General features: G+C 44.5%; 2 protein-coding genes. Both read left to right on the plus strand.

The genetic code is table 11. The annotated features are described in order from the left end of the window. Nucleotides 1-26 precede the first annotated feature (26 nt). On the plus strand, nucleotides 27-10553 hold the full coding sequence (locus KA717_39840; protein ID UXE61412.1) for an amino acid adenylation domain-containing protein: 10527 nt from the start codon (nucleotides 27-29) through the stop codon (nucleotides 10551-10553). Next, on the plus strand, nucleotides 10550-15295 hold the full coding sequence (locus KA717_39845) for an amino acid adenylation domain-containing protein (GenBank protein UXE61413.1): 4746 nt from the start codon (nucleotides 10550-10552) through the stop codon (nucleotides 15293-15295). Before KA717_39840 ends, KA717_39845 begins: the two co-directional genes overlap by 4 nt. Nucleotides 15296-15298: the final 3 nt, after the last annotated feature.

Here is a 15298-nt window from a genome sequence, read left to right on the forward strand (position 1 = left end):
GACAATCGCAGTAAGGACTCTTTTCTATGGAACCCATCGCAATTATTGGTATTGGTTGTCGTTTTCCAGGGGCTGACAATCCAGAGGCTTTCTGGCGACTCATGCGAGATGGGGTGGATGCGATCGCCGATATTCCCCGTGAACGTTGGGATATTGACAATTTTTATGATTCTACACCCGCTACCGCGAAAAAAATGTATAGTCGCCAGGGTGGTTTTTTGAAAAACGTAGATCAATTTGATCCGCAATTTTTCCGAATTTCTCCCCTAGAGGCCAACTATCTAGACCCTCAGCAAAGACTACTACTAGAAGTCGCTTGGGAAGCCTTAGAAAATGCGGCGATTGTACCTGAAACCCTAGCGGGTAGTAAATCAGGGGTTTTTATTGGTATTAGTGATGTGGATTATCATCGCCTGGCTTACCAAAACTCTGCTAATTTAACGGCCTATGTGGGTACAGGCAACAGCACCAGTATTGCGGCTAACCGTTTGTCCTATGTATTTGATCTGCGTGGCCCCAGTTTGTCCCTAGATACGGCTTGCTCTTCTTCCCTCGTCGCCGTTCATCTGGCCTGTCAGAGTTTACAAAATCAAGAATCCAACCTCTGCTTAGTGGGAGGAGTTAACCTCATTTTGTCGCCAGAGACAACCGTTGTTTTTTCTCAAGCCAGAATGATGGCTCCCGATAGTCGCTGCAAAACCTTTGATGCTAGTGCCGATGGTTATGTGCGCTCTGAAGGCTGTGGGGTGGTGATCCTTAAACGCCTAGAGGATGCCATTAAGGATGGCGATCGCGTTTTAGCGGTGATTAAAGGTTCGGCAGTGAATCAGGATGGTCTGAGTAATGGACTGACTGCACCCAATGGGCCTGCTCAACAGGCGGTCATTCGTCAGGCTTTGGAAAATGCCCAGGTAGAACCCTCCAAAATTAGCTATATCGAAGCTCATGGCACGGGGACAGAATTAGGCGATCCGATCGAAGTTAAATCCCTCAAAGCAGTTCTCGGAGAAGGGCGATCGCTCGATCAAACCTGTTGGCTGGGTTCCGTTAAAACCAACATCGGTCATTTAGAAGCGGCGGCAGGAATTGCAGGTCTGATTAAGGTCGTTCTCTCCTTACAGCACCAAGAAATCCCTCCTAATCTCCACTTTAAAACCCTTAATCCCTATATTTCCCTAGCTGAAACAGCCTTTGCCATTCCCACTCAGTCCCAACCCTGGCAGATCAAACCCAATTCTTCGGGTGAGAACGGTGTCGAACGACGTTTAGCAGGGATTAGTTCCTTTGGTTTTGGGGGGACAAATTCCCATGTTATTGTCAGTGAAGCTCCTGTTATTGCTCAGAAAGATCAAGAAATTGAGCAGAAACCCCTTGAACGTCCCTGGCATTTATTAACTTTATCCGCCAAGAATGAAGAAGCCTTAAAAGCGTCAGCCGACCGCTATCAACAGTATTTAGCGAATCATCCTGATATTCCCCTGGCTGATATTTGTTTTACCGCTAATAGTCGGCGATCGCATTTTAATCATCGTTTAGCTTTAGTGGCTAAAAATACCCTAGAAATGGGACAGAAGTTAGAGAATTTTTGCAGTCTAGAAAAGAAAACAGAAACTAAGAATTCTAAAAAAAGAAAAAGCCCTAAAATTGTCTTTTTATTCGCAGGTCAGGGTTGCCAATATGTGGGCATGGGTCGTCAACTGTACGAAACCCAACCAACTTTTCGGAAAACCCTAGATCGCTGTGCTGAAATTTTGCAACCCCATTTAGATAAACCCCTCTTAGACATTTTTTATCCCTCTGACCTAGACCCTGAAAAAGCGAGTTTTTATTTAGAGCAGACTGCCTATACCCAACCTGCTTTATTCGCTCTGGAGTATGCCCTAGCAGAGTTATGGCGTTCCTGGGGAATTGAACCAGCAGTGGTAATGGGTCACAGTGTGGGGGAATATGTCGCGGCTACTGTGGGAGGAGCCTTAAGCCTGGAAGACGGACTAACGCTAATTGCCAAGCGGGGAAAACTGATGCAGTCTCTCCCCAAGGAAGGTGCAATGGCCGCAGTCTTTGCCTCGGAAGATCGGGTTAAAGCCGCCATTCAGTCATATAAGACGGACGTGAGTATTGCCGCTATCAATAGCCCAGAAAATATCGTTATTTCAGGAAAAGCGACGGCGATCGCCCAAATTATTGTTCATTTAACCGCAGAAGACATAGAAGTCCGTCCTCTGAAAGTTTCCCATGCCTTTCACTCGCCTTTAATGGAACCGATTTTGGATTCCTTAGAACAGGCGGCCAATCAAGTTTCCTACCAACCTTTACAAATTCCCTTAGTAACCAATTTAACGGGGGAGATACTAGCAGAGGGAGAAACACTAGATGCTCGTTACTGGCGCAATCAAGCAGAAAAGCCTGTACAATTCCTAGCGGGCATTCAAACCCTGATAGAGCAGAAATTTAATCTCTTTTTGGAAGTCAGTCCCAAACCGACTTTATCTCGATTAGGTCAACAATCTAGCCAAGAAAAATCAGCTACCTGGCTATTTTCCCTAGCTCCTCCCCAGGAAAACTGGCAAAGCTTGCTAAATAGTTTGGCGATTCTCTACGATTCCCAGGGAGCCAAAATTAACTGGGAAGGCTTTAATCGAGATTATCCACAAAACTTACTGACTCTACCGACCTATCCTTTCCAACGCCAACGCTATTGGCTTGCAATTGTAAAACCGACCTCGCAGGAAATAAACATGACCCTCAATGCCCTTGACTCTCAAGCCGTCCTCGCCGATCAACGACAACAAGAAATTCTGGTCACGTTACAAACCTTAGTTGGGACTTTACTGCAAATGGCCCCTGCTGATGTTAATGTGCATACGCCTTTTTTGGAGATTGGGGCAGATTCCATTGTCATGGTTGAGGCAGTCAGACGGATTGAAAATACCTACGGCGTTAAAATTGCCATTCGTCAGTTATTTGAGGAGTTATCAACCTTAGAGGCTTTAGCAATTTATTTGGCTCAGAATCTGGCTACTGATGTTCAGACTGCTCCAGCTAATACCGAGATAGCTTCTGCCTGCTCCAATAACCGATCGCCCAATGGGTTGGTGAGTCCTAACAGCAACGGCTTTCACAGCCAGACGGCTTCGACCGTCTTTTCAGCAGTGGCCCCGCGTGAGAGTGTGGGAGGAGTAGGGGGCATGGGAGGAATGGGAGGAGTTGAAGTTCCTCAAGTTTTCGTACCACAGCCAAATAATGTACCCGCAACGACATCACAGATGGCTAGTTCTGCTTTGGAAAGCATTATGAGTCAACAGTTGCAATTGATGGCCAAACAGCTAGAAGTTTTGCAAACAGCCAATTTTACTCCTGCGATCGCCGCAAGCCCAGAAAATAGCCCATCTCCCATCACTCCAGTTAAAGTCAACACACTTCTCACTCCTCCTACTCCCCCAACACCTCCCCCTCTCCCCCTCTCCCCCTCTCCCCAACCTAAAATTACCGCCACTCCCTGGGGGCCGAAAAAACCACCGACGGGAGGATTAACAAGCCAACAACAGCAACATCTGGACGAATTAATTACCCGCTTTACTGAGCGTACAAAAACTTCTAAGCAAATTGTGCAACGCGATCGCTCTGTTGTGGCGGATAGTCGAGCTTCTGTTGGGTTCCGTATGTCCATTAAAGAAATGCTCTATCCCATTGTGGCCCAACGTTCTCAAGGATCAAGAATTTGGGATGTAGATGGCAATGAATATATTGATATGACGATGGGGCAAGGGGTAACGTTGTTTGGCCATCAACCCGATTTCATTATGTCGGCCATACAAAGCCAACTCAGCGAAGGGATTCACCTTAGTCCGCGATCGCCGATCGTAGGAGAAGTGGCCGCCCTAATTTGTGAACTCACGGGAGCCGAACGAGCTTGTTTTTGCAACTCTGGAACCGAAGCAGTGATGGCCGCTATCCGTATCGCCAGGGCCACAACCGGTCGCAGTAAAATTGCCCTCTTTGAAGGCTCCTATCACGGTCATGCGGACGGAACTCTAGTCAGAAAGCAAATAATTGACAACGAATCCCGTTTCTTTCCCCTGGCTTTAGGCGTTCCCCAAAGTATTTGCTCAGATGTAGTGGTATTGGACTATGGCAGCACCGAGGCTCTGGATTATTTACAAAACTATGGACAGGATTTAGCCGCCGTATTGGTAGAACCAATCCAAAGTAATAATCCCCTGTTACAACCAACACAATTTCTCCAAAGTCTGCGACAAATTACCAGTCAAACGGGAATAGCCCTGATTTTTGATGAAATGATTACGGGTTTTCGATCGCACCCAGGAGGAGCGCAAGCTTTATTTGGAGTACAGGCGGATATTGCCACCTATGGCAAGGTGATTGCGGGAGGAATGCCCATTGGAGTCGTCGCGGGTAAGGCCCGTTATCTAGACAGTATTGACGGGGGAATGTGGAATTATGGCGATAAATCCTATCCTGGGGTGGACAGAACCTTTTTTGGGGGAACCTTTAATCAGCATCCTTTAGCAATGGTGGCGGCTAGGGCTGTCCTTACCCATTTGAAGGAGCAGGGGCCAGGTCTGCAACAACAATTAAATGAACGCACCAAGTCCTTAGCTGATACTCTCAACCAGTATTTTCAAGCAGAAGAAGTTCCCATTAAAATTGAACAGTTTAGTTCCTTCTTCCGTTTTGCCCTGGCAGGCAATTTAGATTTACTTTTCTATCACATGGTAGAAAAAGGCATTTATGTCTGGGAATGGCGTAAACATTTCCTTTCGACAGCCCATAGTTCAGCGGATCTTGCTCAATTTGTCCAAACGGTTAAGGATAGCGTCGCGGAATTGCGTCAAGGAGGTTTTCTCCCCGCAAAAAAGCCTTCCTGGTCAGTTCAAACGCCTCAATTAAGCACCAACCTCGTTGAACCAATTGCCATTAATAATAGCCTTGTCTCTAACCCTGTTTCTACTAATGCTATTCGGGCAACGACCAGGCAAGGATTGGTTGATCCCCCCCTAACCCCCCTTGATAAGGTAGGAGAGTATTGTTCTGTTGACAGTAAGTTAGGGCAAAAAAGTGGTTCTCAAGCCCGAAAAACCATGCAGCTCAGTCTGTACTATTTCGGTAGCTATGAAGCAGAATTTAACCCAAATAAATACAACTTGCTGTTTGAAGGGGCTAAATTTGGCGATCGCGCTGGTTTTACGGCTATTTGGATTCCTGAACGTCATTTCCATGCTTTTGGCGGATTTTCTCCCAATCCTTCAGTTTTGGCTGCCGCTTTAGCTAGGGAAACTAAACAGATTCAACTGCGATCGGGCAGTGTGGTTTTACCCCTACACCATTCGATCCGAGTGGCTGAAGAATGGGCCGTAGTGGATAATCTTTCCCAGGGTCGCGTCGGTATTGCCTTTGCATCGGGTTGGCATTCCCAGGATTTTGTGTTGGCTCCCCAGTCCTTTGGTCAGCATCGAGAACTGATGTTCCAAGAAATTGAAACCGTCCAGAAACTTTGGCGGGGAGAAGCGATCGCCGTGCTAGACGGTAAGGGTCAAATGGTAGAGGTAAAAACCTATCCCCAACCGATGCAGTCCCAATTACCGACTTGGATCACCATTGTTAATAATCCCGATACCTATGTCAGAGCAGGGGCGATCGGAGCAGGTATTTTAACGAATCTCATGGGACAAAGCGTTGAAGATTTAGCCCGCAATATTGCCCTTTATCGTCAATCTTTGACAGAGCATGGTTATGATCCCGCATCGGGAACGGTGACAGTCTTATTGCATACCTTTGTTGGGAATGATTTAGAACAAGTTCGAGAACAGGCGCGTCAACCCTTTGGCCATTACCTCACCTCTTCCGTCGGACTCTTACAAAATATGGTCAAGAGCCAGGGCATGGAAGTGGATTTTGAACGCTTAAAAGAAGAAGATCGGGAATTTCTCCTGGCTTCTGCCTATAAACGCTATGTAGAAACCAGTGCTTTAATCGGCACACCTGAATCTTGTTGTCAGATCATTGATCATTTGCAGTCCGTCGGTGTGGATGAAGTGGCTTGTTTTATTGACTTTGGAGTAGATGAACAGACGGTTTTGGCTAATTTACCCCATCTCCAGACCCTGAAGGAATTATATCAACCTCATATCCGCCCTTATCCAGGAAAATTAGAGGGTGATCAAAATCTCCCCCCTTATCAAGGGAAATTAGAGGGTGATCAAAATCTCCCCCCTTATCAAGGGAAATTAGAAGGTGATCAAAATCTCCCCCCTTATCAAGGGAAATTAGAAGGTGATCAAAATCTCCCCCCTTATCAAGGGGGGTTAGGGGGGGATCACATCCCTCTCACTGAAGCCCAACGACAACTTTGGATTTTGGCCCAATTAGGAGAAAACGGCTCTGTTGCCTATAACCAATCGGTGACTTTGCAATTACGCGGCCCTTTAAATCCAGTCGCTATGACCCAGGCGATTCAACAAATCAGCGATCGCCACGAAGCATTAAGAACCAAGATTAATGCCCAGGGAGATAGCCAAGAAATTCTGCCCCAGGTAGAGATTAACTGTCCCATATTAGACCTCGGCACCGACCAACAACAGCAATGGTTAAAAGCAGAAAGCCAAAAACCCTTTGATTTGAGCCAAGGTTCTCTCGTGCGTTGGCATCTACTCAAACTAGAACCAGAATTACATTTATTAGTATTAACAACCCATCACATTATTGCCGACGGTTGGTCAATGGGGGTAATCCTTCGAGAATTGGGAGAGTTATATTCGGCTAAATGTCAGGGTGTTAGTGCCGCTCTTAAAACCCCTAAACAGTTTCGGGAATTAATCGCCTGGCAAACCCAGCCTAGCCAACGGCAAGAACTGAAAAAACAGGAAGCTTATTGGTTAGCGACTCTCACTAATCCCCCAGTTTTGAATTTACCCACTGACCAACCGCGTCCAGCTTTACCCAGTTACCAAGCTAATCGTCAAAGTCTGATCCTAGATAGTCAATTTACGGAAAAATTAAAGCAATTTAGTCGAAAAAATGGCTGTACCTTACTGATGACCCTGTTATCGGTTTATAACCTTCTTATTCATCGTTTGACGGGACAGGATGACATTTTAGTGGGTTTGCCTGCTTCTGGACGCGCCCTTTTAGACAGTGAAGGCATGGTGGGTTACTGCACCCATTTTTTACCCATTCGCAGTCAATTAGCAGGTAATCCCAGTTTTGCCGATTATCTCAAACAAATGCGCGGGGTTTTGTTATCGGCCTACGAACATCAGGACTATCCTTTTGCCTTATTACTGAGTCAACTTAATTTGCCCCACAATACCAGTCGCTCTCCTTTAATTGATGTCAGTTTCAATTTAGAGCCAGCGATTAGCCTACCCAAAATGAGGGGATTAGAGGTTAGCTTACTGCCTCAACCGATTAGTTTTAAGGATCGGGATTTGCATTTAAATGTGACAGAAATGGGCGGAGAAGCTCTGATTGACTGTGACTACAATACGGATTTATTTAAGGATGAAACAATTCAGCGTTGGTTAGGTCATTTCCAAACCTTACTTGAGTTAGTGGTTAATGATCCCCAACAAAATCTGCGGCAATTGTCCTTATTAAGTCCTGCTCAACGACAACAGTTATTAGTGGATTGGAATAATACCAAGACCGATTATCCTCAAGATCAGTGCATTCATCAATTGTTTGAAGCGCAAGTTGAACGGACTCCTGATGCGATCGCGGTGGTATTTGAAAACCAACAGTTAACATACACTGAGTTACATGGTCGAGCAAATCAGTTAGCCCAGTATTTACAAACGTTAGGAGTTGGGCCAGAAGTTTTAGTTGGCATTGCGGTAGAACGTTCTTTAGAAATGATTGTCGGATTATTGGGGATTCTTAAGGCGGGAGGAGCTTATGTGCCTCTCGATCCAGACTATCCCCCTGAACGGCTTCAGTTTATGTTAGAAGACGCTCAAGCTCCTTTTTTGATTACCCAACGATCTTTATTAGCAATATTACCTCCCTCTCAAGCGACTCTAATTTGTTTAGATGACATTCAAGCTGAGGTTTCTCAATATTCTCAAGATAATCTTCAAAACAGATTAACTGGTTCTAAGTTAGCGAATGTGATTTATACTTCTGGCTCTACGGGGAAACCCAAAGGGGTGATGGTTGAACATCGCGGCTTGCTTAATTTAGCGATCGCTCAAATTCAAACTTTTGCAGTTCATAATCACAGCCGTGTGTTGCAATTTGCTTCCTTTAGTTTTGATGCTTGCATTTCAGAAATTTTAATGACCTTTGGTTCTGGAGCGACTCTTTATCTTGCTTCCAAAGATTCTTTATTGCCAGGTCAACCGTTAATTGAATGCTTACAAAAGAATGGAATTACCCATGTTACTTTACCACCTTCGGCCTTAGGGGTTTTACCGAAAGAACCGTTACCCGCTTTGCAAACTTTAATTGTGGCGGGTGAAGCTTGTTCTCCTGATTTGGTTAAACAATGGTCAGTCGGTAGAAACTTTTTTAATGCTTATGGCCCGACAGAAGCGAGTGTTTGTGCATCTATTGGACAATGTAGCAAAGCGGATTGGAATCAGATCAAGACCGATTATGCCCAGGATTTCTGTATTCATCAATTGTTTGAAGCGCAAGTTGAACGGACTCCCGATGCTGTGGCAGTGATATTTGAAACCCAACAATTAACATACGGGGAATTAAATCAGCGAGCTAATCAGTTAGCCCATTATTTACAAAGTTTAGGAGTTGGGCCAGAGGTTTTAGTTGGCATTGCTGTAGAACGTTCTTTAGAAATGATTGTCGGATTATTGGGGATTCTTAAGGCGGGAGGAGTTTATGTCCCTATTGATCCAGACTATCCCCCTGAACGGCTTCAGTTTATGTTAGAGGATAGTCAAGTTTCTCTGCTCTTAACACAACAGCATTTACTGCCATCTTTTTCTCAGTCTTCAGAGACGGCTACTGCCAAGATTATTTGTTTGGATAGCGATGACCAAACTATTGCCCAGACCAAGAATGTCAATCCCGAAAATTCAGTTACAACGAATAATCTTTCCTATATCATTTATACTTCTGGTTCGACAGGTAAACCGAAAGGGGCGATGAATACTCATCAGGGCATTAGTAATCGCTTGTTATGGATGCAAGAAGCTTATCAATTAACCGCAGAAGATTGTGTTTTACAAAAGACTCCTTTTAGCTTTGATGTTTCAGTGTGGGAATTGTTCTGGCCCCTATTAAACGGAGCGCGTTTAGTTTTTGCCAAGCCGAATGGTCATAAAGATGCCAGTTACTTAGTCAAGCTTATCCAAGAGCAACAAGTAACAACATTACACTTTGTTCCTTCCATGCTACAGGTTTTTCTAACAGAAAAAGACGTAGAAAATTGTACTAGCATCAAGCGAGTAATTTGTAGCGGTGAAGCTCTCTCCTTAGAACTTCAAGAACGTTTTTTTGCCCGTTTAACCTGTGAATTACACAATCTCTATGGCCCAACCGAAGCCGCGATTGATGTCACGTTTTGGCAATGTCAATCCGATAGTAATTTGAAAACAGTACCTATTGGTCGGCCGATCGCCAATACCCAAATTTACATTTTAGATGCTTATCTTCAGCCAGTGCCTATCGGGGTGATAGGAGAATTACATATTGGTGGAGTTGGCTTGGCACGAGGTTATTTAAACAAACCTGAGTTAACGGCTGAAAAATTTATTCCTAATCCGTTTGATCCCCCCCTAACCCCCCTTAAAAAGGGGGGAGATGAGAGCAATAAAACTCTTAAAAAGGGGGGAGATGAGAGCGATGAAACTCTTAAAAAATGGAGAGATCAACTATCAAAACTCTATAAAACGGGAGATTTGGCTCGTTATTTACCCGATGGCAACATTGAATATGTAGGACGCATAGATAATCAGGTCAAAATTCGCGGTTTTCGGATTGAATTGGGGGAAATCGAAGCGGTTTTGCTTTCCCATCCCCAGGTACGAGAAGCGGTGGTTTTGGTGAGTGACAATGATCAGCCTGAAAATCGGGCTTTGGTAGCCTATGTTGTGGTTACTGATCCTGCTTTTACGACTCAATCATTACGAGAATTTGTTAAACAGCAAGTTCCCAACTATATGGTTCCAGACCATTGGCTGATCCTCGAAAATTTACCGTTAACCAGCAATGGCAAAATTGATCGCCGTGCTTTACCGTTGCCCAATCCAGAGTTACATCGTTCGGTAGATTATGTGGCTCCAGATAATCCTACCCAAGAGGCGATCGCGACTATTTTTGGTCAAGTTTTAAAACTAGAAAAAGTAGGAATTTATGATAACTTTTTTGAGATCGGCGGTAATTCTTTGCAAGCCACTCAAGTTATTTCACGATTACGAGAAAGTTTTTCCCTAGAGTTGCCCCTACGTCGCCTATTTGAACAACCGACTGTGGCGGATTTGGCTTCGGCTGTAATAGAAATTCAGACTACTTTACAAAAATTACAAACCCCTATTGATCATTTATCAGGCGATCGCGAGGAGATTGAACTATGAAATCCATTGAAACGTTTTTGTCAGATTTAGCCAATCAAGATATTAAACTCTGGATGGACGGCGATCGCTTGCGTTGTAATGCGCCCCAGGGCGTAATGACCCCAGACATTCAGACAGAACTCAAAAACCGTAAAGCAGAAATCATTCAATTTCTTGAGCAACTGGGTTCAGAGGAGCAAATTAACCCTAGAACCATTCTTCCGATTGCCCGTGATACCAAATTACCCCTATCCTTTGCCCAGGCGCGACTTTGGTTTCTGTATCAACTAGAAGGAGCAACGGGAACCTATAACATGACGGGGGCCTTGAGTTTAAGCGGTTCTCTCCAGGTAGAAGCTCTCAAACAAGCTCTAGGAGCGATAATCCAACGTCATGAGCCATTGCGTACCAGTTTCCAACCAATTGACGGTGTTCCAGTTCAGGTGATTGATCCCAATCCGATTTGGGAATTATCGATCGTTAATTTGGAAGGAAAGGAAGCCGAGGCAGAAAAATTAGCCCAGGCAGAAGCCCAAACGCCTTTCGATTTAACCAAGAGTCCTTTACTGAGGGTAACGCTCTTAAAGTTACAGCCTGAAAAGCATATTTTATTAATTAATATGCACCATATTATTTCCGATGGCTGGTCAATCGGTGTTTTTGTTCGTGAATTTTCCCATCTCTATAGGGCTTTTGCTATGGGAGAAGCACCGACTTTGCCTGATTTACCAATTCAGTATGCAGATTTTGCCGTTTGGCAGCGACAGTGGTTACAGGGTAAGGTTTTAGCGGCTCAATTGGAATATTGGAAGCGACAATTAGCGGATGCTCCTCCCCTATTAGAACTGCCCACAGATCGCCCTCGTCCTGCCATCCAAACCTTTCAAGGCAAAACAGAAAGATTTCAGCTAGATATTAAGCTGACGCAACAATTAAAAGCCTTAAGTCAACAGTCGGGTTGCACTTTGTTTATGACTTTGTTGGCTGCTTTTGGGGTAGTTTTATCCCGTTATAGTGGCCAGACTGATATCGTGATTGGTTCAGCGATCGCCAACCGTAATCGTCGAGAAATTGAGGGATTAATAGGCTTTTTTGTCAATACCCTGGCGTTGAGATTAGATTTATCAGAAAAACCGAGCTTTGCGGCTTTCTTAAAACAAGTACAGACGGTTACTCAGGATGCCTATGAGCATCAAGATTTGCCCTTTGAAATGTTAGTGGAAGAATTGCAGCTAGAGCGCAAATTAGACCGTAATCCCCTTGTACAGGTGATGTTTGCCCTACAAAATGCGACTAATGAAGCCTGGAATTTACCTGGTTTGACCATTGCAGAAATGTCTTGGGAACTTGATCCTGCTCGTTTTGACCTAGAGGTTCATCTGTCAGAGGTTAACGACGGCATAGCTGGATTTTGCTGCTACAACATTGACCTATTTGATGGGACAACGATCGCCCGTCTATTAGAACATTTTCAGAATATACTCAAGGCGATTATTGCTAATCCTCAACAATCGGTGGGCTTATTACCTTTGTTGTCGGAACAGGAACAAAAGCAACTTTTAGTGAATTGGAATCAAACTCAGGCCGATTATCCCCAAGATAAGCTTGTTCATCAGTTATTTGAAGTTCAAGCGGCAAGTCAACCAGAGGCGATCTCGGAGAGATCCGCTACGCGGTGCGCCCTCATTTTTGAAGATCAAGTTTTAACCTACGGAGAATTAAACCATCGTGCTAATCAATTAGCTCATTATCTTCAATCGTTAGGGGTGATTAAGGAACAAATCGTCGGGGTTTATCTTGAACGTTCCCTAGAGATGGCGATCGCATTTTTAGCTATTCTTAAAACAGGAGCCGCCTATCTCCCCATTGATCCTGAATATCCCCCAGTACGCACCCAATTCATTCTCGAAGATACTCAAATTTCAATCCTATTAACCCAAGCAGAACTGGCAGAAAAATTTCCCAAAAATCAGGCGAAAGTTATTTACTTAGACCGAGACTGGTCACAAATTGCTTACCAACCACAAACCAACCCAGACCTCAAGGTACAAACTAGCGATCTAGCCTATTGCATCTATACCTCTGGTTCCACAGGGCAACCCAAAGGGGTACTGATTTCCCATCAAGCTCTACTTAACTTGATTTTCTGGCATCAACAAGCGTTTAAGATTAGTTCCTTAGATAAAGCCACCCAAATGGCGGGTATTGCTTTCGATGCAACGGTTTGGGAATTGTGGCCCTATCTCACCGTAGGAGCCTCTATTAATCTGGTTCCCCAAAATATTCTGCTCTCACCGACAAATTTACGGGATTGGTTGCTGAATCAAGAAATTACCATTAGTTTTGTGCCAACGCCTGTCGCTGAAAAATTACTAGTCTTAGATTGGCCGAATCATTCTTGCCTAAAAACCCTGTTACTGGGGGGTGACAAACTTCATTTTTATCCTGCTGCGTCCCTTCCCTTTCAGGTGGTTAACAACTATGGCCCAACGGAAAATACAGTGGTTGCCACCTCTGGACTGGTCAAATCACCAACGTTTGATCGCTTTTCGGCCCCGACTATTGGTAAGGCGATCGCCAATGTCCAAATCTATTTATTAGACCAAAACTTACAACCTGTCCCCATTGGTGTACCAGGAGAACTACACTTAGGCGGGGCGGGTTTAGCACGGGGCTATCTCAATCGTCCTGAGTTAACGGCTGAAAAATTTATTGCCAATCCTTTTGATCCCCCCCTAGCCCCCCTTAATAAGGGGGGAGAAGAACCATCAAAACTCTATAAAACGGGAGATTTAGCGCGTTATCTGCCCGATGGCAGCCTGGAATTTTTGGGACGCATTGACAATCAGGTAAAAATTCGCGGTTTTCGTATCGAAACAGGGGAAATCGAAGCAGTTTTAAGTCAATATTTCCTATTAGCTGGCAATGTTGTCGTTACCAGGGAGGATAGTGCGGGGGATAAACGCCTTGTGGCTTACCTGGTTCCCGCCCTGCAAAATGAGGCCCTACCAGAGCAATTAGCTCAATGGCAAAGTGAATACATTAGTGATTGGCAAAGTCTCTACGAAAGAACCTATAGTCAAGGGCAAGACAGCCTAGCCGACCTAACTTTTAATATCACGGGTTGGAATAGCAGTTATACTCGCCAACCGATTCCTGCTCCAGAAATGCGAGAGTGGGTAGAAAACACTGTCAGCCGTATTTTGGCTTTCCGACCAGAGCAAGCCTTAGAAATTGGCTGTGGTACGGGCTTATTGCTCTCCAGGGTGGCCAAGCATTGTTTGGAATATTGGGCAACGGATTATTCCCAGATGGCGATTCAGTATGTTGAACGGGTGTGCAGTGCCGTTGAAGGTTTAGAAAAGGTTAAGTTACGCTGTCAAACAGCAGATAATTTTGAGGGCATTGCCCAGCATACCTTTGATACCATCGTCTTAAATTCGATTATTCAATATTTTCCCAGTGTGGACTATCTATTGGAGGTACTGAAAGGAGCGATTAATGTCATTGGCGATCGCGGTCAGATTTTTGTCGGGGATGTGCGTAGTTTACCTTTATTGGAGCCGTATCACGCTGCTGTCCAGTTAGCCCAAGTCTCTGACTCCAAAACCGTTGAACAATGGCAACAACAGGTGCGCCAAAGTGTGGCAGGCGAAGAAGAACTGGTTATTGATCCGACTTTTTTCCTGGCTTTAAAACAACATTTTCCCCAAATTGCCTGGGTAGAAATTCAACCTAAACGGGGTTTGGCTAATAATGAGTTAACCCAATTTCGCTATGATGTCACTCTCCATCTAGAATCTATTAATAATCAACCATTACCAATCAGCGAACCAACAGTAATTACCTGGTTTAATTGGCAACTTGATCAGCTTTCTTTGGCTCAAATTCAAGATCAATTGTTGACCAAAAAACCTGAATTATTGGGGATTCGTGGTATTCCTAATCAGCGAGTCGAACAGGCTCTAAAAATTTGGGAATGGGTAGAAAATACGCCTGAAGTCGAAACGGTTGAGCAACTCAAAAAAATCCTAGCCCAACAAGTAGATACAGGTATTAATCCTGAACAGGTTTGGCAATTAGCCGAATCTCTCGGTTATACTGCTCATCTGAGTTGGTGGGAAAGTGGTCAAGACGGTTCCTTTGATGTCATTTTTCAGCGCGATTCAGAGTCAGAAGCGGAGAAGGTCTCAAAAGATTGGACAGTTTCAAAGCTTGCTTTCTGGGATGACAAACCTATTAAAACAAAACCCTGGAGTGATTACACCAATAATCCTCTGCGCGGTAAATTAGTCCAAAAGTTAGTGCCTAAAGTACGGGAATTTCTGCAACAAAAGCTACCCAGTTACATGATTCCCCAGGCGTTTGTTTTGCTTGATTTCCTTCCCTTAACTCCTAATGGTAAGGTGGATCGTAAAGCTTTACCTTCTCCTGATGCGGCGACCCGTAATCTGGCTAACAGTTTTGTTTTACCCCGAAATCCCATTGAAGCTCAACTCACTCACATTTGGAGTGAGGTTTTAGGATTGGAACGCATTGGCATTAAGGACAACTTTTTTGAATTGGGAGGTCATTCTCTGTTAGCTACTCAGGTGTTATCGCGGATTAATTCAGCCTTTGAACTTGATCTTTCCGTACAAATTATGTTTGAATCGCCCACGATCGCGGGTATTGCAGGCTATATTCAAGCGGTAGATTGGGTCGCCCAGGATAGAACCGATAGCTCCTTAAATAATGAAAATACTGAGGTAGTGGAGTTCTAAATT

This window comes from Woronichinia naegeliana WA131 (assembly GCA_025370055.1).
GTDB lineage: Bacteria > Cyanobacteriota > Cyanobacteriia > Cyanobacteriales > Microcystaceae > Woronichinia > Woronichinia naegeliana.

Excerpts from the sequence above, each read along its gene's own strand:
- KA717_39840 (UXE61412.1), top strand. The coding sequence starts at position 27 with ATGGAACCCATCGCAATTATTGGTATTGGTTGTCGTTTTCCAGGGGCT.
- KA717_39845 (UXE61413.1), top strand. The coding sequence starts at position 10,550 with ATGAAATCCATTGAAACGTTTTTGTCAGATTTAGCCAATCAAGATATT.